Origin of the sequence: Nocardia sp. NBC_01377 (genome assembly GCF_045040005.1) — a bacterium.
Lineage (GTDB): Bacteria > Actinomycetota > Actinomycetes > Mycobacteriales > Mycobacteriaceae > Nocardia > Nocardia noduli.
In genome coordinates, this window is sequence record NZ_CP109566.1 from 8,615,760 (window position 1) to 8,641,673 (window position 25,914).

Sequence of the window (25,914 nt, forward strand, 5' to 3'; positions counted from 1 at the left end):
GCGTATCGCGTCTCCACCCGGGACGGACCTGCGCTCGGGGTTGCTCAGTCGCTGGAAGGGAAACCGGTCGTCCGATTCGATGATGAGCGATGTGACGGCACCGATCCGAGCGGCTTCTCGGAGCGGCCCGTACTGCGATGCGCGCAACTCCGCGAGGTCTCGCGGGACGGATGGATAATTTCCGGAATCGAGTTCGGCGACATTCAGGGTGGTTTCGGGAGCGGGATCGGTGCCGCATCCCGTCGCAAGAGTCACGGCAACCGCGATGACGGTGAGGGCGTTTCGGAATCGCACCACGGCCCTACTCGCTCCTGGCCAGAATCGCATATTGAGCTGCTGCTCGGTTGTACAGCGCAGGGTCGGAGCGTCCATTGAATCTCGATTTCGCCACGACCACGCCCACGTATCTTCCGCGTACCACCGCGCACAGTTCATCGAAATGTCTCACCTGGTCTACGAATTCGATTCGTACACAGCGGGCATCCGGGAGCCCCGGCGGCGGCTCCAGTTCCTCGTCGTTCCTCCCAGCTTTGACGAGAACGGATTGCAGATGAAATGCGGCGGACAGATCGCGTGTGCGATAGACGATGCCGCCGCGGCGTCCGATGAGATCGACGCCGCTTTCCTCGAGTGCTCGCTTCATCTCGACGGGATTTCGCTCGAAGTGCAGTTGGCCTGCCGGCTGCACAGGGCCGAAGTCATCGTCGTTGTAGAACGGATCGCCACCACCGGGAGCTTTGGGAAGCGCGCGTCGCATGATGCCGTCCTGATCCATCGGTAGATCGAGGATGTCATCGAGTGGTGTGGGCTGGAACTGCGCCAACCGGGCGACCTGCTGATCGATGGTCGTTCCGATGACGCTGGCCAGGGCGGTCTGGTTCGGCTGGGGGACACCGGCATTCACCAGGATGACGAATGAACCATGGGGCATGAACGAGACGGCTGTGATGTCGTCTGCCGAGGATGTTCTGGCATCCGCATGACCGTCGACGAGAATCGTGTGGCGTCCGGGGTCGGCATTGGTGATCTGGTCGAACTGTTCGACGGCCTTTCTGCTGGCAGCCTCGGTCGGGAAGCGCAGCACCGAGATGATCAGTTTCTTGCGGCTTCGCAGATCTTTGTTGATCCGAACGACGTACACACCTATCAGCAGGTTGTTGTCCACGGTGACGGGCCGATATTTCTCCGGAAGAGTCTCCAAGATGAATGGCATTTCGGGGGTGGTGAACAGTTCGGTGCCACTGAGTTCGGTGATATCGCTGTCGATGTCGGAGGGGACAACGAGGTAATTGAGCATGCGTCGGGCCTCGACCGCCCGAAGCTCGCCCGGAGTGTCGATCATGGGGTCGTATGCGCTGGGTTCGGGCTTGTAAGCGCCGGTCTTCAGCGAAGCCACGTCGACCGAGGCCATACCGGGGCGGGGCTCCCCGGTGATGGTCGATGCCGAACAGCCGACCCCGGCGACGGTCACCATGGCGAGCAGCGTGACCAGTCCGCGTCGAAATCTCATCGGTTCCCCCATTGCCGACTCACCCGCGCGCCAGCGTCGGAGCCGGGCGTTGTCACCCGGTTCATCGCATAGCAAACTTCACCCTCCCCCGCTATCTGTGCTTACCGGCAGATCCTACGTCAACGCGATATCAGGACCCGGCTGTGCCGAGGCCGATCAGAACCCCGGTGACGCTGCTGAGTGTTCGGATCCGGGAACACACGACGGTGCTTCCCGCCCTCACAAACTATTGGCCAGCAGGGCGTACTGCGCCGCAACCTTCTGCCGCACATCGGGTTCCTTGTCGCTGGTGACCACGCCGACATAGCGTTTGTACGGGACGTAGCAGCGGTATTTGTAATCCTTTTCCAGGTCGCCCTGGCTGTTGAGTTGCAGGCATTTGGCGCCGGGGACGTCGGTGGGTGCGGTGATGGGGTCGAACTTGTCGCCCGCGGTGTCGATGAGGCCGTCGACGAGTTTGCGGGCCGCGTCGAAATCGCGGACCCGGGTGACCGAACTCGCGTCGACGATCGCGACTTTGTCGGCGCCGGTGTCCTGGAGGAGTTTCTGGGTGACCGATTCGTCGTCCGCGGAGTGGATGCCGTGGTTGGGGCCGTAGATGGCGAAGGAGTCGTCGTCGGGGGTGTGGCCCTTGCGGTCGGCGACGGCGACGCGGGCGAGGAGGCCGTCGGGATCGACATTCAGTGAGTCGAATTGGTTGACGGGGGTCGCGCGGAAGTTGTCGATGGCGGGGACCTGCGCGGCGAGGGTGCGGTCGACCCAGTTCAGCAGGTCGGTGCTGTCGGCGCGGGGACGTTGGATGAACAGCGAGATCACGAACTCTTTGTGCGCGTGGAACGCGCCGACGTTCGGTACGCCGGGTCGCCAATGCACGTACGCGTCGGGGTATTTGGTCGAGGGGATCTTGCGGTTGTCGGGGGAGACGCTCAGGTCGGCGTCCTCGAGTTCGCGCGCGGCGAGTTTGGCCGAGGCCTCGTCGGGGAAGCGCAGCACGACGTTGGTGACGGCGGTGGCGTCCGTCGGTGGGTGGGTCTGGCCCGCAGGGTCGGGTTTGTCCGCGCCGCTCGCGGCGAAGCCGGTGATGTACTTGCGGTTGTCGAGTACCGGTTTCGAGGTCTTGGCGAGGAAGTCGAGTGCTTCGGTGGCGTCGGTGAGTACGGTGCTGCCGCGACCGAATTTCAGCGACGAGTCGATCTGCACGCTGGGCACGACCGCGTCGGCCATGCGCATACCTTCCAGCAGCGAGCCTTTTCCGGAGGAGTTCTGATCGTATTCGTGGGCGTCGACGGGATAGGTGCCGACCTCCAGCTTCCGTACGTCGATCTCTCCGGGAACGGCCGTTCCCGATACCCCGCCGCAGGCGCTCAGCAACCCCGCCAACAGTACGCATGCCGCAACCGATGCGACGCGCGAAGTCCGAACCATGACAGGCCCCTCGTTCCTCCCGAATGTGCCCTCCGAAGTTACCGGATGGAGTGGGGACAGAGCGACCGCTGATTTCGGGATCGCGCTGCCCCCGGGCGTGTGGCGGCCGATCGTGACCAACTCGTACTTCGTGAGCGGCCGCGCACTACCCTGGTGGGTATGGCGACGATCCCGGCCCGCGTAGTAGGCGGATTCCGTTGAAGGAGCGGCAGGTCGAAGTCGTCGCGGGAAACCACGTTGTCGCCAGGGTCGCGGGCGCGGTGGTGCTGGTCGCGCATCGGGGCGGCGGGGAGCCGACCCCGGATTCGCCCTCGGCCGTCGCCGTGGAGTCGCTGGCCGAACTGGTGCGTGACGCCGTCGAGCGGCAACCCGAAGGTCCCGGTGCGTTCATCGCGCGCCAGGCGACGCGCTGGTTGATGAAGCACGCGGAGCAGATCAGTCCGGGGGTGCCGATCGATTTCGGCATTCTGTCCTCGGCCGAACACGGGGGGATGGCGATCTTCCTGCACGGCGCGGTGACGGTGGTGCTGGAGGACGCCGGTCGGACCGAGTTCTTCCGAGGCGGTGACGCGGCGTTCACGGTGGACCGGGTCGCGTCGATCCCGTCCCGCGCTGTCGCGCTGTTCATCGACGGCGGCGACGGCCGTATCCCGGAGTTGCCCGCGGGCAGGGGGATCGGCTGGCTGGTCGAGGGCATCGCGCAGGCGTCGGGCGCGATCGTGTGGTCGGATGGCGCGCGGTCGAGCGATCCCGGCCGAGCGGGGGTGTCGGTGTCGCGTGAACAGGCGCCGTTGCCCACCGCGCGTATCGATCCCGAACCCCGTGCGCAGCAGCGCCGGGAACCATCCGAGCCCGCACCGCACATCACGGCCACGCAGGCGGCGACTTCGATGCTGGATTCGGTGGCGGAACAACCCGATCCGCATCACGCCCTGACTCAGCTCGGCGGCACCAACCCGGCGCCCCGCCCCGACCCGGATCTACAGCGCAGGCTGGAGGCGACGGCGAAGGCGACCGCGCTCACCGTCAAGGTGCTGGGATTCAAATGCGCGCGAGCCCATCCCAGTGATCCACGATCGGCGTTCTGCACCGTGTGCGGGATGCCGGTCGATCAGACGCAGCAGTTGATCGAGGTGGTGCGTCCGCCGCTCGGCATGCTCGTCCTCGATGACGGCATGACCTACATGCTGGCCGCCGACGCGGTCATCGGACGCGATCCGGAGAATTCCGATGCCGTCCAACGTGGGCTGATCCCGTTGAAGGTGGACGATTCGTCGGGCGGGATGTCGCGTGCGCACGCCGAGGTCCACCTCGTGAATTGGGATGTGACCGTGGTGGACCGGGGGTCGACCAACGGCACCCGCACCCGCCTGCCCGGCTACCGGGACTGGGTCCGGCTCACCCCGAACCAGCCGATGATCCTGGTGCAGGGCACCGAGGTGATGATCGGCAACCGCGTGCTGCGCTACGAGCCCGCGGCGCCGCCGCCCTTCGGCGGCTGACGCACGTTACGAGTATCGGGAAATGCAGGTGTTCTCGCCGTTGAGCACACCGGCACGGAACGCGTCGACCCGGGCGAATCCGCTCGGCACGGTCTTGCCCTGGATGTCGCTGGCGGCGAGACCATCGGTGAGCAGGCCCGATACCGCCTCGTCGAGGTCGCCCGCGGCCAGGGTGATGTCACCCTCGTTGCGTGTGCGCTCGGGGTCGGCCAGTTTGCCGGTGACGACTCCGGCCAGGCACGCGGCGCGCAGTCCGGCTTTCGCGCCGATGAGCGGCTGGCCGTGACCGAGTTGTACGGCCAGCGTGTAGCGCGCGATGAACACCACGTAGCCGTTGTAATCGCCGGTCACCTTCAGCGGTAACGGATTGTCGGCTTCCTCGCTGTCGGCGGTCCCGCGTTCGGCCAGGGCGGGAACATCGGTGGCGATGGTGTTCTTCGTCGGGCAGTAGGACACCGGTTCGGTGGTGACACCGTCGCGGCAGTCGATCTTCGCGCCGTTGTAGTCGTAGGTCGGGGCGTTCTGGACCGGCAGGATCGCGGCGAGCGCCTTGCTCAGTTCGATCAGCGTGCTCTTGTCGATCGGATACTCGCCGCGGTTGTCGTCGCCTTCGAAGGACTGGGGGAGATTGCCGCGCCGCGAATTGATCTCATCGATGTCGATACCTTTGCAGGCCTCGGGACCGTCGGTGAAACCGATCTGAACTGCGGTGACGCGTTCGAAGGCAGAACCGTGCACGCTCTCGGGATCGTCGGGGTCGGAGTCGCGAATGGCGACGGTCGCCGCGAGTACCGAGTTCAGGCCGTCGGAGGTGTTGATGGTGAAATGCTTGGACTTGCCCTCGGCGGTGTGACGCATGAACGCCCCCGCGAAGCAGTCGGCCTGCTGCTCCTTGACGATCACCGGATCCTTGGAATCGACGATCTTGGCCATGTTCTGGATCGCGTGACCGTATTCGTGGGCGAGCACCATGACCACGGCCATCTTGCCGAAGGTCTCCTCCATGGTCGGCAGCAGCACTTCGCGGTCCCAGCCGATGGAGTTGTCCAGTCGGCAGTACGCGGCGTTGACCAGGTGGTAGGTGGTCTCCTTGCAGAATTCGAGCGCCTGGCTGCGCGGCGCCTTCGCGTTCCAGGACAGCAGCCGGTTCACCGGGACGAATTCGCCGTCGAAGTTCTTGGGGAATTCGGTCCGCCAGTAGGCCTGGATATCGTCGACGGCGTTGAGCGCCAGGGTGTCCGCGGCACCTCCGTCGCCGTTGACGGCGGTGAGGTCGGAATCGGGAACGTTCGCCTTCGGGCCGCTGGGGCCACTGGTCGTCGGCAGTCCCGCCACCTTGAAGGGGTCGTCGTATACCGAGACCGCGCGCCCGTCCACCAGGCGTGTGCAGCCCGCCAGCAGCACTACCGCGCACAACAGCGCCGATATGACCGCTGTCGCTCGGAGTTTCGGCAAGGCTCCCCCTAAGTCGGCCGGAATGATGTTCGCGTCGGGCACCGGATCGGGACAAAAGGCGCGTCGGGGGCACCGCCGATGTCCGGGTGATGGCATAGTATCCGCTGCATGTCTTCACCGGGGGCGCAGACCATCACCGTGCGCCATGATGGAACCGATCGGGTCTTCGATTCGAATCAGAAGATCACCATGGGCCGCGCACCAGAGGTCACCTTGTTCGTGGACAGCCCGCTGGTTTCACGGGTACACGCGACACTCGCCTGGCAGGGGAGCGGCTGGGTTCTCTCCGATAATGGCAGTACCAACGGTGTTTTCGTCGACGCCAGACGGCTGAGTCAGCCGGTGGCGATCGATCGCCCGACGCAGGTCCGTCTCGGTGACGCGATCAGTGGGCCGCTGCTGCATCTGCTTCCGTCCGCGCCGCAGCCACGTCAGCAGCGGCCGATGACGCCCCCGGTCGCCCAGCCGCAGCAGGGACAGCGGCCGAGCTATCAGCACCCGAATCGGCCCGCTCCCGGCCAGCAACAACGTCCGCAGCAGCCGGTGCCGTCGCAGTCGGGGGCACAGCCGATGGCGCAGTCGCCCGCGCCGCCGCAGTCGTCGTCGCAGGCTTTGCCGAAGCCGCCGACACCACAGCAGCCGGTGGCGTCGCAGTCCTCGCCGCAACTTCCGCTGCCGCAGCAGTCGGGACCGCAGCCTCCGGTCCCGCAGCAGCCGAATTTCAATATGACGACCAGGGCGGACACCTCGGCGCTGCCCCCGTTGCGCGCGCGGCCGTCGACTTCGCCGATCGCCCGCGCCGATCGTCTCCCGCCCGGTGGGCTCGCCATCGGCCGCACCACCGACAACCAGATCGTGGTCAACGATCCGCTCGCCTCGCGCAAACATGCCAGGCTGGTCGCCGCCTCGGAGGGGCTGACCATCGAGGATCTCGGATCCGCCAACGGCACCTTCGTCAACGGCACCCGGCAGCAGCGCACGGTGCTGCGCGAACGCGACATCGTCACGATCGGCAATATCGACTTCGTCGTCCAACAGGGCACGCTGGTGCATCGGCAGAAGCCGGTCGCCGAGCAGGGGTTGAGCGTGCACGGCGTCGGATTCACCGTCGAGGGCAACAAACAGTTGCTCGTCGACGTCAACATGCAGGCCGGTCGTGGCACCCTGACCGCGCTGATCGGGCCGTCCGGCGCCGGTAAGTCGACGCTGTCCAAACTCATCGCGGGCAGTACACAGCCCTCGGGCGGTGTGGTGGCCTTCGAAGGCCGTAACCTGCACGCCGAATACGAGGCGTTGCGCTCCAGGATCGGCATGGTCCCGCAGGACGACGTGCTGCACCGCCAGCTCACGGTCCGCCAAGCGCTCGGTTACGCCGCGGAATTGCGGCTGCCGCCCGACAACAGCAAAGCGGATCGTCAGAAGGTGATCGACGGTGTCCTGAAGGAACTCTCGCTCACCGAACATGCCGACACCAGGGTGGATCGGCTGTCGGGCGGTCAGCGCAAACGCGCGTCGGTGGCGCTGGAACTGCTCACCGGCCCCTCGCTGCTGATCCTGGACGAACCGACCTCGGGCCTCGATCCGGCGTTGGATCGCCAGGTCATGGTCATGTTGCGCGAACTGGCGGACGCGGGCCGCGTCGTCATCGTGGTGACCCACTCGGTCGCCTGCCTCGATATGTGCGATCAAGTGCTGCTGCTCGCACCAGGCGGTAAGACCGCGTTCTGCGGACATCCGGCGGGCGTCGGCGGCGCGATGGGCACCAGCGACTGGGCCGAGATCTTCGCGAATGTGGCGTCCAACCCGGACCAGGCCTTCGCCGCCTACCGGTCCCGTCAGGCCTTCATCCCCCCGGCTCCCGCTCCCGCGCCCGTCAAACCGGGATCGGCGGGCCGCCCACCACGCGCCAGTGGCATCAAACAGTTCTCCACACTGATGCGCAGACAGATCCGCCTGATATTCGCCGACCGTGGATATCTGGCCTTCCTGCTCGTGCTGCCCTTCATTCTCGGCGCGTTGTCGCTGGTGGTTCCGGGTAAGAACGGTTTCACCGCGGGCGGACTCGTCCAGGACCCGGTGTCGGGCGCCATCACCCCGTCCGGCGGCGCGGAAGCCCAGCAGTTGCTCGTCGTGCTTATTCTGGGCGCCTGTTTCATGGGAGCCACCCTCACCGTGCGCGACCTGGTCGGCGAGCGGACGATCTTCTACCGTGAGCGCGCGGTCGGACTGTTGCCGTCCGCGTATCTGCTTGCCAAGATCGCCGTCTTCAGCATCACGGCATTCCTCCAGGCCGCGGTGCTCATCGTGATCACCTTCATCGGCAAGAAGCCGCCGGGCGCGGGCTCGCTGATCCCCTCGGGCAGTGTCGAGTTGTACGTCGATATCGCGCTGACCGCGGTCTGCTGCGTGGTGTTCGGACTGTTGCTGTCGAGTCTGGCGAAATCGAACGAGCAGGTCATGCCGATGCTCGTGGTGATGATCATGGTCCAGCTGGTCATGGCGGGCGGCCTTATCCCGGTGACCGGCAGGCCGGGCCTGGAACAGGTGTCGTGGCTGTTCCCCTCCCGATGGGGTTACGCGGCGGGTGCATCGACGGTGAACATCAGGGAAATCTTCCTCAACTCCCAGCCCGACGGACTGTGGGATCATACGTCCGGCACCTGGATTCTCGATATCGTGCTGCTGCTGGTGATTACCGCGATCCTGGCCGTTTTCACCTGGAGCAGGCTGCGGCTGAAGAAGTCCGCCGCGTGAGTGGCACCGATCCGTTCGGCGCCGTCTCGATGACGGGGATCGCGAGCACGACGTCCACGCACCAGGCACACTTATGCCTGTGACGGTGCGAGTAGGGGCAGTGCATCTCGGATGGGATGTGGTGTCGGTGGCTGCGGGCGGTGTGGACACACCGATCCGCCCGGTTCAGGTGGAAGGGACGTATACACCGCCCGCCTATCTTCTGGCCGATTCGTCGGGCCGATTGCATACCGCGGGGGTCGAGCGGCAACGGCCGGATCTGGGCATGGCCATCGCCGATGTGCGTGACATTCTGGGGCATCCGCAGATCGTGATCGCGGGGGCGACGTGGCCCGCGGAACTCGTGTTCCGGGCCAGGATGTACAACCCGTTGGCCGCTGTCGGCGAGTACCTGCGAGGCAGGCCCGATGTGGTGGCGCTGCCGTATCCGGACGGCTGGCCCGACGAGAAGATCGACATCTACGTGGAGATGGTCGAACAGCTCGATGTCGTGGTCGAGCCGCTGCCGGAAAGCGTGGCGCTCTCCGGTTACGTGCGGGCGCTGGGGCTGGTCCGCGCGCCTGACGAGCGTGCCCCGAGGGGTAACGGCGCGACGGGGGTGTACTCCGACGGCCGGACCATGCTGGTGGTCGCGGTGCACGGGGACGACGACCAGCCGACCGAATCGGTGGACGTCGCGGTCACCGCGGAAGCCATGCGCGACGCCCGTTCGGCGGACAACGTGGTGATCGAGGTGATGGCGGCCGCCCGCGCGATCGGCGCCGACACCTCGACCGTGCTGCTCTGCGGCAATGTCTGCTTCAACGAGGCGCTGCGGTACGCCTTCCAGAATCACCTCGGCCACCGGCTGCGGGTGGCCGACCATCCCATGCACGCCCTCGTGCTGGGCGCCACCCATCTGCTGGTGACCGACAGCGAATCGGCGGAACCGGAACCCGCCGCCCCGCGCCACGACTCGCAGCCTCCCGAGATGGTCCGTCGCCCGGCCGACCCGGTGCCGCCGTCGGCCGCACCTCCGCCGCCGGTCGAACCGCGCACGCCGCCCGCCGTCACCTATGGTCCGGGATATCCGACGTCGCCGCCCGAGCCCGCACCGAGCGAGGAACCCACGACGCGGGTCACCCGCGAGGAGATGTCGCGCGGACTGCCGCCGCATCTGGCCGAATTCGGCAGCCGATTCACCCGGCCGCCGGAGACGAGGGAAGAGTTCCCGGCGCCGGGACAGCAGGCGTCCGCACCCGGCTCGCCCTATCCGCCGCAGGATCAGGCACGCCCGGACCGGTGGCAGAACCCGCCCGGAGAGGAAGAGGACGACGAGTCCGGTTCCCGCAAGGGCACCCGCTGGAACAAGATCAAGGACAACCTCTTCGGCGCGCACGCCGTGGTCGGCGTGGTCGCGCTGCTGGCGGTGGCCTTCTCGCCCGACTCGGACCGCGTCGAACTGGCGGGTTCGCTCGACCCGGCGGCATGCGCGTTCACCCCGCGTGTGGGTGTCGAACGCGGCCCCGGAATCGCGCACGCGCGCGGCGAGGACCCCGGATGCGCCGAGCCGAACACCGACAACCTGCGGTTCGTGGTTCCCGGGGCGCCCGGTGTTGGCGATCCGGGTCCGCCGGTCGTGATCTGAGGCGATTCTTCCCGAGCCATACCCTCCTGGTATCGTGGCTCGTCGGCGTGCGGCATCTTCGAGGCCCGGGTCTCCACCGGCCGCCGGGAACAGCCTCGATCGCACGCTTGGCCGGCAACACCGACTACAGACAGGGAAGCACTGTGCCTACGTACAGCCCCAAGGCGGGTGACGTGACCCGCAAGTGGTACGTCATCGACGCCACTGACGTAGTGCTCGGCCGTCTCGCCGTCCAGGCAGCGAATCTGCTGCGTGGCAAGACGAAGCCGACCTACGCCCCGAACTTCGACGGTGGCGATTTCGTCATCATCATCAACGCCGACAAGGTTGCCATCTCCGGCAACAAGAAGGCGGACAAGCTGATCCACCACCACTCCGGCCACCCGGGCGGCCTCAAGTCGCGCACTGTCGGTCAGGTGTTGGAGAGCCGCCCCGACCGGCTGGTGGAGAAGGCCGTCAAGGGCATGATCCCGAAGAACAAGCTCGGCAACGCGATCGCGGGCAAGCTGAAGGTCTACGCGGGCCCGACGCATCCGCACACCGCTCAGCAGCCCATTCCGTTCGAGATCAAGCAGGTGGCCCAGTGACCGCGCCCGAGGAATACACCGAAGAGGCCGTCGAGGAGACCTTCGACGCCGACGGCACCGTCGAGGTCGTCGAGGAGGAGTACGGCTACGAGGCCGAACCCGCCACCTACGCCCCGGTCCTGATCGATCGCCCGGTGCAGACCGTCGGCCGTCGTAAGGAAGCCGTCGTTCGCGTGCGGCTGACCCCGGGCTCGGGCAACTTCGTGCTCAACGGTCGCACCATCGAGGACTACTTCCCGAACAAGGTGCACCAGCAGCTGGTCAAGTCCCCGCTGGTCACCGTCGAGCGCGTCGAGTCCTTCGACATCCACGCTCGCCTGCACGGTGGCGGCCCGTCGGGACAGGCGGGCGCCCTGCGTCTGGCCATCGCCCGCGCGCTGATCGAGGTCACCCCGGACGATCGTCCCGCCCTCAAGCGGGCAGGCTTCCTGACACGTGACCCGCGTGCCACGGAGCGTAAGAAGTACGGTCTGAAGAAGGCGCGTAAGGCGCCCCAGTACTCGAAGCGCTGATTTTGGCATCGTCGGCCCCCGCTTTCCGGCACCCACGCGGTGTCGGGAGCGGTATGGTCGGCGCGGCAGCTGTATGAGAGCAGGTTTCCAGCAACCGCTGGTTGCCTGCTCTCGTGCTGTATTGCTGTATTTCTCGTGAAGGGCAACGAGGGACGACTATGGGACGTTTGTTCGGCACCGACGGAGTCCGCGGACTGGCCAACGATTCGCTGAGTCCGGAACTGGCGCTCGCGGTTTCTGGAGCGGCGGCACAAATCCTGAGCAGGGGCAAGAAGCGGGCGCTGGCCGTCGTCGGCCGCGATCCGCGCGCCTCGGGCGAGATGCTCGAAGCGGCGGTCACCGCCGGGCTCACGGCCGCCGGGGTGAACGTGCTCTCGGTGGGTGTGCTGCCGACACCGGCTGTCGCCTATCTCACCGGGCTCTACGACGCGTGCCTCGGCGTGATGATCTCCGCCTCGCACAATCCCATGCCGGACAACGGCATCAAGATCTTCGCCGCGGGCGGGCACAAACTCGACGACGCCGTCGAGGACAGGATCGAAGCGCTGATCGACGAGCGCACGCCGCACCGCCCCACCGGCGCGGGGATCGGACGCGTGCTCAACGCCGCGGGCGCGCGCGACCACGGCGCGAACATCCCCGATCGGTACAGCCTCGAGGGCACGCACGAACGGTACGTCGAACATCTGGTCGAGGCGGCCGGGCAGGATCTGACCGGCCTGACCGTGGTCCTGGACTGCGCGCACGGCGCGGCCTCGGAGGTCGGCCCGGCCGCCTTCCGCGAGGCGGGCGCGACCGTGATCGCCATCAACGCCGAACCCGACGGCCTCAACATCAACGACGGCTGCGGTTCCACGCATCTCGAGCAGGTACAGGCCGCCGTGGTCGAACACGGCGCTGACCTGGGCCTGGCCCTCGACGGTGACGCCGACCGCTGTCTCGCGGTCGACGCGCGAGGAACGATCGTCGACGGTGACGCCATCATGGCGATCATCGCCATCGCTATGCGGGAAGCGGGCGAACTGCTCGAAGACACCCTGGTCGCCACCGTCATGAGTAATCTCGGCCTGCATATCGCTATGCGAGAGGCTGGAATCACGTTGCGCACCACCGCGGTCGGCGATCGCTACGTGCTGGAAGAACTGCGCCGCGGCAAGTACACCCTCGGTGGTGAACAGTCCGGTCACACCGTCCTGCCGCGTTTCGGCACTACCGGCGACGGCATTCTCACCGGTCTCAAACTGATGGCGCGCATGGCCCAGACGCGGCGTGAGCTGTCCGACCTGGCAGCGGTGCTGACGACGGTGCCGCAGGTGCTGGTGAATGTGCCCGTCACCGACAAGTCGCTGGTGGCTCGCGCGCCCGAGGTGCTGGACGCGGTACGCGAAGCCGAGCGGATTCTCGGTGATTCCGGCCGAGTCCTGTTGCGGCCCAGTGGTACCGAGCAGTTGGTTCGGGTCATGGTCGAGGCGACCGATCCGGTGCAGGCGCGGCAGTTGGCCGATGATCTCGCCAAGCGTGTCGCCTCGGTGTAAACCGAAAGCCTGATCGTCGGCTGCGGCCGACCGGGTTTGTTGCGGGATGAGCGCGCCTGCGGATCGGGTTCGCCGGTGTGGGCGCGACGTCCCTACGTCAGCACGGCGTGCCCGTCAGCAGTGTGACGATGCGCCGCTCGCCGGGCTGCGACCGAACTCGAGGTAGCACGAGGTCGGCGGGTGTGCATGTGGCAGCCGCGCCCTTAACCTCTGTATGCATCGTTTACGCCTCGTATAATTACGGTTCGAGATGGTGAATCGTCGGGAATCCTGTACCCGGACTGTGTTTCGATGACGGCATCGGTGTCCGCTATCTGTCAGTTTCCGAAGAATGCATCGAAATCGCATCGTTTATCGGCTACCATGGGTTACGTCGAAGAGTTGGCGGGATCGGCTACGCGACGTCCGCGAGGGCGCGCCGCGCCGGTAGGGGCTGAGCCGCCCACTGCCGTCGCGGCGCGACCCTCGTGGTTGTCGCGCGGAAGACGTTCTGTGGTAACACTTTCCAGCGAAAGAGGTGCGACAGCGTGGTCGGTGTCGGAATTGTGCTGTTCACCCGGGATCTGCGGGTGCGAGATAATCCGGCCTTGGCGGCGGGGTGTCGCGCCGAGAAGGTGGTGCCGCTGTTCGTCCTCGACGACACGATTCTGGCGGGCCGCGCATCGACCCCCAATCGCGCCGCGTTCCTGGCCGCCGCCCTCGCCGAACTCGATGGCGAACTGAAGGGGATGGGTGGTCGGCTGGTCGTCCGGCGCGGCACGGTGGTCGACGAGGTCGACAAGATCGTCGACCGGGTAGGCGCCGATGTCGTGCATATCGCGGCCGATGTCAGCGGCTACAGCAGACGCAGGGAGAACGCGCTGCGCGAACGGCTGGGGCGGCGCGGATGTGAATTGCGGGTGCACGAGGCCTCCGTCACGACGGTGGCGCCCGAAGCCGTCGTTCCTTCGACCGGCCGCGATCATTTCGCGGTGTTCACGCCGTATTTCCGCAAATGGATGGAAGTCCATCGGCGAGCACCGCTTCCGCGCGCGCACGCGATGACCTTGCCGAGAATCGCGGCGGGCGATCTGCCCACCGTCGATTCGATCTGTCGGGGAGAGGCATCGCCGAAACTTTCCGTCGGGGGCGAGACGACCGGCCGAAAACTGCTGACCGAGTGGCTGTCCGGCCCCGTCGAGGATTACGCGGCACGCAGCGACGACCTCGTGGCGGATGCCACCTCCAGGCTCTCGCCGTATCTGCATTTCGGCTGTCTCTCGGCATCGGAGGTGCTGCACCGGACCGATGTCACCGGCGAAGGCGGATCGGCCTTCGCCCGCCAGTTGGCGTGGCGGGACTTCCACCACCAATTACTCGCCGCCCGTCCCGCCGTCGCGTGGAAGGACTATCACGACCGGTCGATCCATTGGCGAGAGGATCCGCGGGCCGTGGAAGCGTGGTGCGAAGGGCGTACCGGATATCCGATCGTCGACGCCGGAATGCGCCAATTGCGGGCCGAGGGCTGGATGCCCGGTCGCGCACGACTGATCGCGGCCAGCTTCCTGACGAAATCCCTGCGCGTGGACTGGCGGATCGGCGCCGACCATTTCCTGCGCTGGCTGGTCGACGCGGATCTGGCGAACAATCAGCTCAATTGGCAGTGGGTCGCCGGAACCGGGACCGACACCAGGCCGAACCGGGTGCTGAATCCGCTGCGGCAAGCCGAACGTTTCGATCCGGACGGCGTGTACGTGCGACGGTGGGTGCCGGAGGTCGCCGAGTTGGCGGGTGCGGCGGCGCATCGCCCCTGGCGCGAGAACGGCGGTGTCGCAGGCTATCCCGGGCCGATGATCGACTTCGTCGGGATGTAGCGCGGTTGTGGACCCGGGGCACGGTTTCGGGAAATCCACAGGCCGAGAGTTATCCACAGGCCTGTTGTTTTCCCAGGTCGGTCGAAGTTCGGTGGCGCGGCCGTGGACGAGACTCGGTCCATGCGACCAGGACTGGAACAGGCACGAGACAAGCAATTCGGTGCATTCGCCGTGTGGCAGGTGCTCTGTGAATACACCAGGGGTGAGATGCGCGTCCTGGTGGACCGCGGGGAGTGGGTGCGGGTCTTCCGTGGCGTCTACCGCGAGGCGGATACACCGCCGGTCCCGGAGTTACGGGTAGAGGCCGCGCGGCTCACCACCGGCCTCACCTCCGTGATCGCCGCCTACGACACCGCCGCAGAACTACACGGGTTCGCGGTCGCCGATACCCGAACGACCCATGTGCTCGGCGCCCGCCCGGCCCGGTCGGCGCAGTTGTTCGTGCACCGTGATCACGCCGAAGCCGCCGAACTCGAACTGATCAGGGGAACGCTGACCACCACCGCGGCACGTACCGCGGTCGATGTCGCCAGGACAGTGAGCCGGGATGTCGCCGCGGCGACGCTGGAAGCGGTTGTCGAACAGGGTGTTTCGCCGCCTCGGTTGGCGCGCGAGGTGCTGCGGCACCGTGGTCGGCGTGGATATCGGCAAGCCGTGGAGTTGATCGGACGGCTCGATGCCGGACCCGTGACGGTGTGCCACGGCCAACTCCCGGCCACAGCGCGGGGGCATGCGAAGCCTGGTGTACGTCCGACGACCGACCTCGATCCGCGATCTGCGGAACCGATCCCGGCCGCGCGGCGGTTCTGTGACGAGGCTCGCGTGGTTCCGCAACTTGTGTGCTGTGCTACGCCGCCAGCGGTTTCGCGGATCGGCGGTGACCGTGGCAACGAGTGAACTGGCCACGGTGGCCACGGTGGTCGCGGTATCGAGTCGGGGGAAGGTCGGTTCACCCGGCGGGCGGACCGACTCCGCGCCCCTACCCCTCTTCGACGAGTCGCCCGTCCGCCATGCGCCAGCGGCGGGTGGAGGTGACCGCGTCGAGCATGCGGCGATCGTGGGTGACGAGCAGCATGGTGCCGGTGAAGGATTCGACGGCCTGTTCCAACTGCTCGATGGCGGCCAGGTCGAGATGGTTCGTCGGCTCGTCCAACACCAGCAGATTCACTCCCCGCGCCTGCAACAGTGCGAGCGCGGCACGGGTGCGCTCGCCGGGGGACAGTGTTTCGCAGGAGCGTCCGACGTGCTGGCCGCGCAGCCCGAATTTCGCGAGCAGCGTCCTGACCTCGGCATCGGGCCAGTCGGGCATCTCGGTGCCGAAGGTCTCGGCCAGGGGGATATCGCCGCGGAACAGTTCGCGCGCCTGATCGACCTCGCCGATTTCGACACCCGAGCCGAGCGAACTCGTCCCGGTGTCGGGTTTCAGCTTGCCGAGCAGCATCGCGAGCAGGGTGGACTTGCCGGATCCGTTCGCGCCGGTCAGAACGATCCTGTCGGCCCAGTCGACCTGGGTGGTGACCGGCCCCAACGTGAAATCTCCGCGCGTGACCGTGGCATCGGTCAAGGTGGCGACGACCGAACCGCTGCGCGGGGCCGCGGCGATCGACATGCGCAGTTCCCACTCCTTGCGCGGTTCATCGACGACGTCGAGCCGTTCGATCCTGCGCTGGGTCTGGCGGGCCTTGGCGGCCTGTTTCTCGGTGGATTCGGCACGCATCTTGCGACCGGCTTTGTCCGAGTCGGTCTTACCTTTGCGACGGGCGTTGCGCACGCCGTGCTCGAGCCAGTTGCGCTGCATCTGGGCGCGCGCCTCGAGGCCGGATCTGATGTCGGAGTAATCGTCGTACGCTTCGCGGGCATGTTGCCGAGCGATCGCGCGTTCGGCCAGGTACGAGTCGTAACTGCCGTCGTAGAGGCCGACCTGCTGCTGCGCCAGATCGAGTTCGACGATCCCGTTCACCGTGCGTGCCAGGAATTCCCGGTCGTGACTGATCACCATCAGCGGCACCCGCACGGCCGTGACGAACTGCTCGAGTTTCGCCAGACCGTCCAGGTCCAGATCGTTGGTCGGCTCGTCCAACAGCAGGATGTCGAAGCGCGACAGCAGGACCGACGCCAGTCCCGCGCGCGCGGCCTGTCCACCGGACAGCCCGGTCATCGGGGTGTCGAGGCCACCGATGAGCGATTCGGTGAGCCCGAGATCCGCCGCGACCTCCTCCGCCCGCTGCTCCAGATCGGCGCCGCCGAGTGCCAGCCAACGCTCCAGGGCGGGGGTGTAATCGTCGTCGCCGCCCTCGGCCAATCGCAGCGCGGCCGCGTCCATGGCGTGCTGTGCCTCGGTCACTCCGGTACGTCGACCGAGGAATTCGAGCACCGTTTCCCCGACGACACGCTCCGGCTCCTGCGCCAGGTAACCCACCGTGGCGTCGGGCGGGCTCAACGTGATGGTGCCCGCGGGAGCGTCGCGGTCGGCGAGCATCCGCATCAGCGTCGATTTCCCCGCCCCGTTCACCCCCACCAGGCCGATCACGTCACCGGGCGCGAGGGTCATGTCGAGATCGTCGAACAGGGTGCGTTCGCCGTGTCCCGCGGACAATCCGCGCGCATGCAGAGTGGTGCTCACCTCGAGAAGTCTGCCGTGCTCCGTCGCGGGCATTCGCACCCGGTCGCCACCGGACGGCGCGCACCCCCGCGTTCGGGGTTTCTCCCTGAGACGGATGCCGTGGAAATCAGGGTCGAGATCGGTCGGTGGCCCGATGCCCCGGCATGGTCGTTCGGCGCAGAGTTGAGGTCGTACCGACCGACTCCGAGAGGGAAATCCGATGACCGCACCCGTCCGCCGCCTCACCCGTTCCACCGGCGACAACTGGATCGCAGGGGTCTGCGGTGGCCTGGCCGAATACTTCGGCTGGAACGCCAATGTCGTGCGTCTGCTTTTCGTCCTGTCCTGCCTGCTCCCCGGCCCGCAGTTCATTCTCTACCTGGTGCTGTGGCTGATAATTCCGAAGAAGTGACCCCACTGGACAGGTACGGGGCTGCGCCCGGGAGTCGTGGATGACAGGATGGTGTGGTTCCATCGCATAGGGGGAGGCCCATGTTCGGGGGAAGTCGTCGGCAGGGGAAGCCCGCAGAACTGTCATCCGAGTCTGTCGAGGAGGAGTCATGATCACTTCGGGCGAATTCCCCGGTCTGGATCTACCCGACATCGATACCTCGTCGTCACTGGAGGGACTCGGCCCCGTCGAGTTGAACCACCCCACCCAGGACATCAACGGCGACGGCATCCTCGACACCGAGACGACCACCGGTGACGACGCCATGCACGTGTGGAGCGATTACGACCACGACGGCATCGCCGACCACGTCACCATCGTCGAGAAGGACGGCGACTACGCCGCCTGGGAATTCCACCACCATCCCGATGGAACGTCGGGGTGGGTCCGCACGGACCAGGGTGAGATCGGGAAGTAGCAGGTCGCGGTAGGCCATGCGGGTCGCCATCGAAATCGGTGGCGCCGCATGACTTTCCCGTGGTGGGGCAGCGCCGTTATTCTGGTGCGCAACGGTCCCCGTACACCCCCGCCCCTTCGAGGGGAAAACCGGCCGCAGGCTGCAATGATCCGCACGGATCGTGCGGATCATTGGAACCTGCGAAACGCGTCGGGTAGCTCGGGTCCGTTCCTGTGGATTCCCGTGGATGGTTCGGCCGTCCGGGATTCGATGGAACCGAATCGATCTCTCGCGTTCAACTGTGCCGACGGCTCCTGGCCGTCGGATCTGTCTGATAACCGACGATCTGTGCGACGGATGGAGGATTCTGGTGTCGACCGGTGGACAGGTAATCGTTGATCCCAGCACACTCGGCAGAATCGGTGGCAATCTCCGGACCTCGGCCGCGATCGTCGGGGGAAAGGTCGCGGATGTCGATGGATCGGAATTCGGACCGGCACAGGCGGGTCGGGAGTATGCCACCGAAGGTGCTGGGATCGCCGCGGGTATCGACCGCGTCGCGACGTGGTTGAAGAACTGGCAGACGGCGGTCGACAGAACCGGTGCGCAGATGAGTGCGAGCGCGAGTAGTTATGCGTCGATCGACGACAGCAACGTGAAACGGATCGCGGCAGCGATCATCGATCTCGGATGAGCTTCGCGGTAATTCGGGCCGAAGGCACATCGAGTGCCGCCTATCGGGGGGATGAGCTGAATGGTCGAGTATCGCACGATCCCATTGTCGTCGGCCGCCGACGCTACTGCCGACATATTACTGAACAACGGCGCTTCCGGGCTGTTGTATTTCGAAGAATATCTTCCGCGCTACAATAAATGCTTCGCGTCGCTCGGCATCGGCTGCGGGGAAATCGCTCTCTTGCAGATGAGTTCGCTGTATACCAGGTACGACGTCGAGCGTGGAATGGATATCGCGGCGTTGGAGCAGATGGCCGTGACGATGGGACGGCTTGTTACCGCCACGAAGGTGGAACTGGACAGTCAGACCGCGCAGCGGGCGGCATTGCCATCCGTCTGGCAGGGGCAGGCCGGCGATGCCGCGTGGCTGATGCTCGACTCCCAGGTGAAGAGGGCGGAAGTAGGCCACGCCGAAGTCTCGGCCCTGTCCTCGGTGTTGACGAAGGCGGCTGCCGGACTACGCGAGATCATCGAAGTAAAGGCGCGAATCGTCGAGAGCTATTGGCACCCGACCCTGCCCGATATCCCCGATCGGAACGGGCGAAGCCGTGAGGAGATCGACAAATTCTTCGACACCGCCCGGAATGACCGCGAATCGGAGGAGGGGAGGGAGGCCGAGCGGTGGTTGCGGGAGACCTTCGCCGCTCATGTCGAAGAGACGGTGGCCAGTTTCGAGCAGGTGTGTTCGAGCGCCGAGGCTGCGGTGCGGCAGCTCTACGACGATCTGATCATTGCTCTGAACGGGGTTGATACAGCTCCATATCCGGTGCCGGCAGAAATGTCGACGGTAAATGCTGGCGACCCGAGAATGAACAACTCGGAGGATAGTAGTCGGTGCATACCCGGCGGTAGTAGTAATACGAACACCTCGAATAATGGCAGCGGCAAGAACACTGTGAACAACGGCGGTAGCAAGAATGCATCGGATGACGGAAGTGAAAACACGTCGAACGATTGCGACAATAAGAACACCTCCGAGGACAGCGACAAGGTCACATCGCTGAACGGACTCGAGTCCCTCGGTCAGACGCTCGCATCGGCGGCAAGCGCACTCGCTGACGGGCTCGAGCCCGGGTTGACCTCCCTCGGCGAACTGATCACCGAGGGCATCGACGATGCGCTGACGAAGGCAGAAGCGGCGATCGAAGATCAGGAGGTCATCGAAGGTCGGAAGGCCGAGGACCCCGACGATTCCGAATCGGAAGACGGCGACACAGACGGGAAGAAGGATGCCGAAGTCGGCGAGTTCGATCTTGCCGGAAGGCATTTCACCCTGGAGGTCGGCGCGGACGGCCGGCCGAAGTTGGTCGAGACCGATGCCGATGGCACATCCCGCGAGTACAGCGTGACATTGGACGAGAACGGCGACCCGACGATCGTTTCCGACGAATCGGCGAAGGACGACGACACGAACGGGGTGAAGGAGGCCGACGCGGAAGAAGGCAAGAAGCAGGAGCCCCGGAGCGAAGACAAGTCCGAGCCTCCCGCGCACAAACCCGACGAAGGGTCCACCGGACAACCGAGTGCGAGTCCTGGGCTACCGTCCCGTGCCCGTCGTCACGAGGACGGCGAGCACACACCGACGATCGTGCCGCTTCCGGGAACACCGGAGAATCCGACAACTCAGCAGCCCGACAGCGGCGCGCTGTTGGCAGAGGCGGGCCCGCTGTAAGCCGCACGAGTGGGAGGTGAACGCCGTGGATCACGGGTCTCGAATCGAGTGCACCGTCGAGGAGTATCGGCGCGGCATGGTGCGGCTCCAAGACGAATACGACGAGATGAAGAGACAGTCGAGCGCGGACAACGGTGCCGCTTTGCTCGAAGCCATCGAACGCGTCGAAACTGGGCGCGAAGAGCACGCTCGCCTCGAAGCGGAGGAACGGGAGCGTGCAGCGGCCCAAGCGCGCGAACAGCGCGAAGTGATCGCCCGAGCGCTGGCTCTCCGCAGATCGAAGGATGTCGTTACCCCGACCGATGACGACGACCCGGAGGGCGAGTACTACCGACGTGAGAGTTGGCTGATCTGACCGGATCATAGGCGGGTGGTCGATTCGAGCAGGCGAGCGTCGTCGGCTGGTTCGGACGCCACGCAAGTGATCGAGGGACGGGCCCGCAGGCCCTGAATCGGCGATGTTCGACCCCGACCAGTTCATCGACAACCGGAGAGCCGCGCTGCGGCTGACCCCGCCCCTACTTGCGCAGCAGAGAGGCGACGGTGCCGAGGGAGATCTTGGGCTTGTCCTCCTCTTCGCGGGGCGCGTCGGGATCGACCACGGTGGAGTGCGGAATGTGGGCCTCGGGGTCGGCGAACGCTTCGTAGGTCTTGTCGCCGACGAGGGTGTGGAGCAGGTAGCCGGTGAGCAGGGCCTGGGTGGCGCGGGTGGTCTTCTTCTCGTGTTTGCCCACACCGAGTGCTCCGAACGTTCGCCTGCCCTCGACGAGGCCGTTGCCGGACGCGCCGTCGACGGTGCGCAGGATGCTCGTCCCGCCCCAGGCGGAGGCGAGGGGGATGGCGTTGGAGTTGAGTGACTCGATGCCGGAGGCCGAGGCGAGGATCAGGGCGGGGCTGTCGATATCGCGGGCGGCGCTCTCGGCGGACGGTGCCGTGGGGGCGGGGAAGAGGGCGGCGACGGCGGCGACTCGGCGGCGACTCGCGGCCAGTACGGCCGCGCCCGCGCCCATGGCGTGTCCGGCGAGGGCGAGGCGGTCGGGGTGCACGCTGATGTCGCCGTCACCGAGGCGGACACCGGTGCAGATGTCGAGGGTGGTGAGCAGATCGGTGGCGAGGTCAAGATGTGACGGAATCGGCCCGCGTTCGGTGTCGGGGGCGGCGACGACGAAACCCCACGACGCGAGGTGTTCCATCAGCTGCCGATACTTGGACGCGCCGGTCAGCCACCCGTGGCCGAAGGCGACAGCGGGCAGGCTCAGCCCCGACTCGGGGGTGTAGACGACACCGGGCTGCCCCGCGATCGCTAGGTTGCCGTGCAACACGCGGTGCGGGCCACGGCTGGTCAGGGTGCTCAAAAGGGATTTCACAGACGCCGACACGACGTGAACGTTATCCGATAAGTACTCTGGGGAGCCATGTGCGGAATCGTTGGCTACGTCGGGTACCGGGACGCGCTCGTCGTTGTCGTTGACGCGTTGCGCCGCATGGAATATCGCGGATACGACTCCGCGGGGGTCGCGATCCTCGGCGAGTCGGGCGTTCTGGCCGTGGAACGCAAGGCGGGACGCCTGGCGAACCTGGAGGCCGAACTCGCCGAATCGGGCACGGACCGCTTCGTCGGCACCACGGGAATGGGACACACCCGGTGGGCGACACACGGCGCGCCGACCGATCGCAACGCGCACCCGCACCGCGACATCACCGAGAAGGTGGCCGTGGTGCACAACGGCATCATCGAGAATTTCGTGCCGCTGCGTAAGGAACTGGAAGCGGCCGGGGTCGAGTTGCTCAGCGACACCGATACCGAGGTCGCCGTGCACCTGGTGGGTCTCGCCTATGCCGCCGGCCCAACGGCGGGCGATTTCGTCGCGAGCGCGCTGGCGGTCCTGCGGCGGCTCGAAGGGGCCTTCACACTGGTGTTCACCCATGCCGACCACCCGGATCTGATCATCGCCGCCCGCCGGTCCACCCCGCTGGTGGTCGGTGTCGGCGAAGGCGAGATGTTCGTCGCCTCGGATGTGACCGCGTTCATCGAACACACCCGCGAGGCCGTCGAGCTGGGCCAGGACCAGGCCGTCGTGATCACCGCGAATTCGTATTCGGTCACCGACTTCGACGGGAACGAGGTCGGCGGTAAGACGCGTCCGTTCACCATCGACTGGGATCTGGCCGCCGCCGAGAAGGGCGGTCACGACTACTTCATGCTCAAGGAGATCGAGGAGCAGCCCGCGGGTGTCGCGGACACCTTGATCGGGCATTTCACCCAGGACGAGGCCGGTGGCCGGATCGTGCTGGACGAACAGCGCCTCGCCGACCAGGAGTTGCGCGAATTCGACAAGGTCTTCGTCGTGGCCTGTGGCAGCTCCTATCACGCGGGTCTGCTCGCCAAGTACGCGATCGAGCACTGGACCCGGCTTCCGGTCGAGGTCGAGCTGGCCAGTGAGTTCCGCTACCGCGACCCGGTGCTCGACCGGTCGACGCTGGTGGTGGCGATCTCCCAGTCGGGCGAGACCGCCGACACGCTGGAGGCGGTGCGCCACGCCAAGGAGCAGAAGGCGCGCGTCCTCGCGATCTGCAACACCAACGGCGCGCAGATTCCCCGCGAATCCGACGCGGTGCTCTACACCAGGACCGGCCCCGAGATCGGCGTCGCGTCGACCAAGGCGTTCCTGGCCCAGGTGACGGCGAACTACCTGGTCGGTCTCGCGCTGGCGCAGGCGAGGGGCACGAAGTACCCGGACGAGGTGGCCAGGGAGTTCGCCGAACTCGAGGCCATGCCGAAGCTGGTGGAGCGGGTGCTGGAGACCGGTCCGCAGGTGCGGGCGCTCGCGCGGCAGCTGGCGCACGTGCCGACCGTGCTGTTCCTCGGTCGCCACGTCGGCTACCCGGTGGCATTGGAAGGCGCGCTCAAACTCAAGGAACTCGCCTACATGCACGCGGAAGGCTTCGCCGCGGGCGAGCTCAAGCACGGTCCGATCGCGCTGATCGAGGACGGTCTCCCGGTCATCGTGGTGATGCCGTCCCCGAAGGGGCGCGCCGTGCTGCATTCGAAACTGCTGAGCAATATCCGTGAGATCCAGGCGCGCGGCGCCCGCACCATCGTGATCGCCGAGGAGGGCGACGACACGGTGCGTCCGTTCGCCGACGACCTCATCGAGATTCCTTCGGCGCCCACACTTTTCCAGCCGTTGCTGTCGACGGTCCCCTTGCAGATCTTCGCCGCCGAGGTGGCGCAGGCCCGCGGATACGACGTGGACAAGCCGAGGAATCTGGCGAAATCCGTCACGGTCGAGTAGGCGGGAACCTACTCGACGGTCACCGTGCCGCGCATCTGCGGATGCAGCGAGCACAGGTAGCGGTAGGTGCCGACGGCGGTGAAGGTGTAGCTCCACTGGCCGGTGGTGTAGATGGGACTGTTGATTCCCATCGCCTTGTCGCCGATGCCCTGCACCGAATGCGGGACGCGGTCGGAGAATTTCCAGGTCACGGTCTCGCCCAGTTTGACGGTGACGTTCTCGGGAGCGAATTTCATATCGTCCACGGTCACCGTGACCGCCGCGCGTTCCGGCGACCCGGTGTTCGCGGGTGTCGTGGTCGCCGCGGGTGTTTTCGCGGTGGATGTCGCGGCCGAATCGGAGTCGCCGGAGCCGCAACTCGACAGCAGGACCGCGGCGGCCAGGACGAACCCGGTCACGACCCGGGCGGATTTCGCGTGGCTACCGATCGACATGACGGCCAAGCGTAGTCGCCGGTCGCGCGGTGCCCGGTGGTGCGTCCGATGGCGGGTAGGGTCGGGGCGGCCAGGGAGTCGTGCCGGATCGACGCAGTGGAGGCGATACGGGTATGTCCACGCAGCGGGGATATTTCACCGTCGACGAGGTGCGGGCGGCGGAAGCGGAACTGTTCACCCGGGTGCCCGACGGCGTGCCGATGCGACGGGCGGCTTACGGGTTGGCGCGTGTGATCGCGGCGGAACTGCGCGCGCGCACCGCAGGTGTGGCTGGACGTTCGGTGACGCTGCTCGTCGGATCGGGGGACAACGGCGGCGACGCGCTGTGGGCGGGGTCGATGTTGCGGCGGCGCGGCGTCGCGGTGACCGCGGTGCTGCTGAATCCCGAACGCGCGCACGCGGAAGGGCTCGCCGCGTTGCGTGCGACGGGTGGGCGGATCGGTGACGAGATCGGCACGCCCGATCTGCTGGTCGACGGGATCGTCGGCATCTCCGGGCGTGGTCCGCTGCGCCCGCGTGCGGCGGAACTCGTCGCGGGCAGCGCCGCCCCGATCGTCGCGGTGGATCTGCCCAGCGGTGTCGACCCGGATACCGGTGTGGTGAGCGGTCCCGCTGTGCGCGCCGATGTCACCGTCGCCTTCGGTGCGCTCAAGCCGGTGCACGCGCTCGCCGCGCCGTATTGCGGACGAATCGAATTGGTGCCCATCGGTTTACGGTTGCCCGAGCCCGGGATCGCGGCGCTCGACCCCGGCACCGTCGGTGCCGAATGGCCGGTGCCCGGACCGACCGACGACAAGTATTCGCAGGGTGTCACCGGTGTCTGCGCGGGCAGTGCGACCTATCCCGGCGCGGCCGTGTTGTGCACGGGCGCGGCGGTGGCGGCCACCTCGGGCATGGTCCGCTACGCGGGGACCGGTGCGGGCGCGGTGTTGGCGCGTTTCCCGGAAGTGGTGGCCGCCGAATCGATTTCGGCGACCGGGCGGGTGCAGTCCTGGATCTTCGGTCCGGGATCCGGCACGGATTCCGACGCGCGCGATCGTCTCGCGGAAATTCTCGCGACCGAACTGCCGGTCGTCGTCGACGCCGACGGACTCACTCTGCTCGCGGCGGACCCCGCGCTGGTCCGCGGCCGTACCGCGCCGACCGTCCTCACTCCGCACGCCGGGGAATACGCGCGTCTGACCGGCCACGATGTCGGCTCGGATCGGGTGGCCGCGGTACGCGAACTCGCCGAATCCTGGGAACTGACAGTGCTGCTGAAAGGCCGCGCGACCGTCGTCGCCGCTCCCGGCCGCCCGGTTCTCGTGAACGAGGCGGGCGGTTCCTGGGCCGCCACCGCCGGTGCGGGCGACGTGCTGTCCGGCATCATCGGCGCGCTGCTCGCCGCGGGCCGCGACCCGCTCTGGTGCGCGGCCGCGGGCGCCCGCGCGCACAGCCTCGCCGCAAACCTGGCCGCCAACGCGGGCGATGCCGCCGCCCCGATCTCGGCAGGCCCGCTGCTCGACCACCTGCGTCGCGCGATCGGCACGTTGCGCGCCGCGCCCCCGGGTCGGTACTGAACGAGATC

21 protein-coding genes are annotated in these 25,914 nt (G+C 66.7%); 15 read left to right on the forward strand and 6 right to left on the reverse strand.

Going from position 1 to position 25,914, the window contains the following annotated elements; translation table 11 throughout:
* Positions 1-301: 301 nt before the first annotated feature.
* Together OG225_RS39315 and OG225_RS39320 are read right to left on the reverse strand one after the other, a co-directional pair.
* Entirely contained in the window at positions 302-1,474 is a 1,173-nt protein-coding gene (locus OG225_RS39315; protein ID WP_405179686.1) for a hypothetical protein, read from the reverse strand.
* A 255-nt stretch (positions 1,475-1,729) separates the two neighbouring features.
* Positions 1,730-2,935: a hypothetical protein gene (locus OG225_RS39320; RefSeq protein WP_405179687.1), complete on the reverse strand. Its 1,206-nt coding sequence runs from the start codon at positions 2,933-2,935 to the stop codon at positions 1,730-1,732.
* Positions 2,936-3,132: 197 nt separating this feature from the next.
* Here OG225_RS39320 and OG225_RS39325 point away from each other — a divergent pair, with 197 nt between their 5' ends.
* Positions 3,133-4,437, forward strand: coding sequence for an FHA domain-containing protein (locus OG225_RS39325; protein ID WP_405179688.1), 1,305 nt, complete (start codon positions 3,133-3,135; stop codon positions 4,435-4,437).
* A 6-nt stretch (positions 4,438-4,443) separates the two neighbouring features.
* Here OG225_RS39325 and OG225_RS39330 read toward each other — a convergent pair whose 3' ends face one another.
* The gene (locus tag OG225_RS39330) at positions 4,444-5,892 is read right to left on the reverse strand and encodes a metallopeptidase (protein WP_405179689.1); all 1,449 of its coding nucleotides are present in this window, start codon (positions 5,890-5,892) and stop codon (positions 4,444-4,446) included.
* Positions 5,893-6,000: 108 nt separating this feature from the next.
* On the opposite strand from OG225_RS39330, the gene OG225_RS39335 reads away from it, so the two are divergent.
* The 7 genes from OG225_RS39335 (at position 6,001) to OG225_RS39365 (ending at position 15,657) form a co-directional block, all read left to right on the forward strand.
* Entirely contained in the window at positions 6,001-8,646 is a 2,646-nt protein-coding gene (locus OG225_RS39335; RefSeq protein WP_405179690.1) for an FHA domain-containing protein, read from the forward strand.
* Between the two features lie 73 nt (positions 8,647-8,719).
* The gene (locus OG225_RS39340) at positions 8,720-10,273 is read left to right on the forward strand and encodes a hypothetical protein (RefSeq protein ID WP_405179691.1); all 1,554 of its coding nucleotides are present in this window, start codon (positions 8,720-8,722) and stop codon (positions 10,271-10,273) included.
* 143 nt (positions 10,274-10,416) lie between these two features.
* Positions 10,417-10,860: a 50S ribosomal protein L13 gene (gene rplM / locus OG225_RS39345; RefSeq protein ID WP_109525673.1), complete on the forward strand. Its 444-nt coding sequence runs from the start codon at positions 10,417-10,419 to the stop codon at positions 10,858-10,860.
* Positions 10,857-11,372 carry a 30S ribosomal protein S9 gene (gene rpsI, locus OG225_RS39350; protein WP_109525479.1) on the forward strand — a complete coding sequence of 172 codons (516 nt, stop codon included), beginning with the start codon at positions 10,857-10,859 and terminating at the stop codon, positions 11,370-11,372. The genes rplM and rpsI overlap by 4 nt, the downstream gene beginning before the upstream one ends.
* Before the next feature lie 158 nt (positions 11,373-11,530).
* Complete coding sequence (gene glmM / locus OG225_RS39355; protein WP_405179692.1) at positions 11,531-12,907, forward strand: phosphoglucosamine mutase; 1,377 nt, start codon at positions 11,531-11,533, stop codon at positions 12,905-12,907.
* A 527-nt stretch (positions 12,908-13,434) separates the two neighbouring features.
* Positions 13,435-14,760, forward strand: coding sequence for a cryptochrome/photolyase family protein (locus tag OG225_RS39360; protein ID WP_405179693.1), 1,326 nt, complete (start codon positions 13,435-13,437; stop codon positions 14,758-14,760).
* Between the two features lie 120 nt (positions 14,761-14,880).
* Positions 14,881-15,657 (forward strand): hypothetical protein, encoded by a 777-nt coding sequence (locus OG225_RS39365; RefSeq protein WP_405179694.1) that lies wholly within the window; start codon positions 14,881-14,883, stop codon positions 15,655-15,657.
* Between the two features lie 82 nt (positions 15,658-15,739).
* Here OG225_RS39365 and OG225_RS39370 read toward each other — a convergent pair whose 3' ends face one another.
* Positions 15,740-17,416: an ABC-F family ATP-binding cassette domain-containing protein gene (locus OG225_RS39370; RefSeq protein ID WP_405179695.1), complete on the reverse strand. Its 1,677-nt coding sequence runs from the start codon at positions 17,414-17,416 to the stop codon at positions 15,740-15,742.
* A gap of 166 nt (positions 17,417-17,582) precedes the next feature.
* Here OG225_RS39370 and OG225_RS39375 point away from each other — a divergent pair, with 166 nt between their 5' ends.
* The 5 genes from OG225_RS39375 (at position 17,583) to OG225_RS39395 (ending at position 20,972) form a co-directional block, all read left to right on the forward strand.
* Positions 17,583-17,774 carry a PspC domain-containing protein gene (locus OG225_RS39375; RefSeq protein WP_216914550.1) on the forward strand — a complete coding sequence of 64 codons (192 nt, stop codon included), beginning with the start codon at positions 17,583-17,585 and terminating at the stop codon, positions 17,772-17,774.
* Positions 17,775-17,922: 148 nt separating this feature from the next.
* Positions 17,923-18,231 (forward strand): DUF6802 family protein, encoded by a 309-nt coding sequence (locus tag OG225_RS39380; RefSeq protein WP_109525484.1) that lies wholly within the window; start codon positions 17,923-17,925, stop codon positions 18,229-18,231.
* A 349-nt stretch (positions 18,232-18,580) separates the two neighbouring features.
* On the forward strand, positions 18,581-18,904 hold the full coding sequence (locus OG225_RS39385) for a hypothetical protein (RefSeq protein WP_405179696.1): 324 nt from the start codon (positions 18,581-18,583) through the stop codon (positions 18,902-18,904).
* 60 nt (positions 18,905-18,964) lie between these two features.
* Positions 18,965-20,617, forward strand: a complete 1,653-nt coding sequence (locus OG225_RS39390) for a hypothetical protein (RefSeq protein ID WP_405179697.1) — start codon at positions 18,965-18,967, stop codon at positions 20,615-20,617.
* A gap of 25 nt (positions 20,618-20,642) precedes the next feature.
* Entirely contained in the window at positions 20,643-20,972 is a 330-nt protein-coding gene (locus OG225_RS39395) for a hypothetical protein (protein ID WP_405179698.1), read from the forward strand.
* Between the two features lie 163 nt (positions 20,973-21,135).
* On the opposite strand, the gene OG225_RS39400 is transcribed toward OG225_RS39395, so the two are convergent.
* On the reverse strand, positions 21,136-21,996 hold the full coding sequence (locus OG225_RS39400; RefSeq protein WP_405179699.1) for a dienelactone hydrolase family protein: 861 nt from the start codon (positions 21,994-21,996) through the stop codon (positions 21,136-21,138).
* Between the two features lie 36 nt (positions 21,997-22,032).
* Here OG225_RS39400 and glmS point away from each other — a divergent pair, with 36 nt between their 5' ends.
* On the forward strand, positions 22,033-23,913 hold the full coding sequence (glmS, locus tag OG225_RS39405; RefSeq protein WP_109525488.1) for a glutamine--fructose-6-phosphate transaminase (isomerizing): 1,881 nt from the start codon (positions 22,033-22,035) through the stop codon (positions 23,911-23,913).
* An 8-nt stretch (positions 23,914-23,921) separates the two neighbouring features.
* Here the strand turns inward: glmS and OG225_RS39410 are convergent, their stop codons facing one another.
* A complete protein-coding gene (locus OG225_RS39410; RefSeq protein WP_216914560.1) occupies positions 23,922-24,347 on the reverse strand; it encodes a cupredoxin family copper-binding protein in 426 nt (141 codons plus the stop codon).
* 113 nt (positions 24,348-24,460) lie between these two features.
* Here OG225_RS39410 and OG225_RS39415 point away from each other — a divergent pair, with 113 nt between their 5' ends.
* Complete coding sequence (locus OG225_RS39415) at positions 24,461-25,906, forward strand: NAD(P)H-hydrate dehydratase (RefSeq protein ID WP_405179700.1); 1,446 nt, start codon at positions 24,461-24,463, stop codon at positions 25,904-25,906.
* Positions 25,907-25,914 lie beyond the last annotated feature (8 nt).

What these genes read in the sequence shown, in the direction of transcription:
- glmS (WP_109525488.1), top strand. Translation starts at nt 22,033, where the DNA reads ATGTGCGGAATCGTTGGCTACGTCGGGTACCGGGACGCGCTCGTCGTT.
- OG225_RS39315 (WP_405179686.1), bottom strand. Translation starts at nt 1,474, where the DNA reads ATGGTGACCGTCGCCGGGGTCGGCTGTTCGGCATCGACCATCACCGGG.
- OG225_RS39375 (WP_216914550.1), top strand. Translation starts at nt 17,583, where the DNA reads ATGACCGCACCCGTCCGCCGCCTCACCCGTTCCACCGGCGACAACTGG.
- OG225_RS39340 (WP_405179691.1), top strand. Translation starts at nt 8,720, where the DNA reads ATGCCTGTGACGGTGCGAGTAGGGGCAGTGCATCTCGGATGGGATGTG.
- OG225_RS39390 (WP_405179697.1), top strand. Translation starts at nt 18,965, where the DNA reads ATGGTCGAGTATCGCACGATCCCATTGTCGTCGGCCGCCGACGCTACT.
- OG225_RS39410 (WP_216914560.1), bottom strand. Translation starts at nt 24,347, where the DNA reads ATGTCGATCGGTAGCCACGCGAAATCCGCCCGGGTCGTGACCGGGTTC.
- OG225_RS39320 (WP_405179687.1), bottom strand. Translation starts at nt 2,935, where the DNA reads ATGGTTCGGACTTCGCGCGTCGCATCGGTTGCGGCATGCGTACTGTTG.
- OG225_RS39380 (WP_109525484.1), top strand. Translation starts at nt 17,923, where the DNA reads ATGATCACTTCGGGCGAATTCCCCGGTCTGGATCTACCCGACATCGAT.
- glmM (WP_405179692.1), top strand. Translation starts at nt 11,531, where the DNA reads ATGGGACGTTTGTTCGGCACCGACGGAGTCCGCGGACTGGCCAACGAT.
- OG225_RS39370 (WP_405179695.1), bottom strand. Translation starts at nt 17,416, where the DNA reads ATGCCCGCGACGGAGCACGGCAGACTTCTCGAGGTGAGCACCACTCTG.
- OG225_RS39335 (WP_405179690.1), top strand. Translation starts at nt 6,001, where the DNA reads ATGTCTTCACCGGGGGCGCAGACCATCACCGTGCGCCATGATGGAACC.
- OG225_RS39415 (WP_405179700.1), top strand. Translation starts at nt 24,461, where the DNA reads ATGTCCACGCAGCGGGGATATTTCACCGTCGACGAGGTGCGGGCGGCG.
- OG225_RS39365 (WP_405179694.1), top strand. Translation starts at nt 14,881, where the DNA reads ATGCGACCAGGACTGGAACAGGCACGAGACAAGCAATTCGGTGCATTC.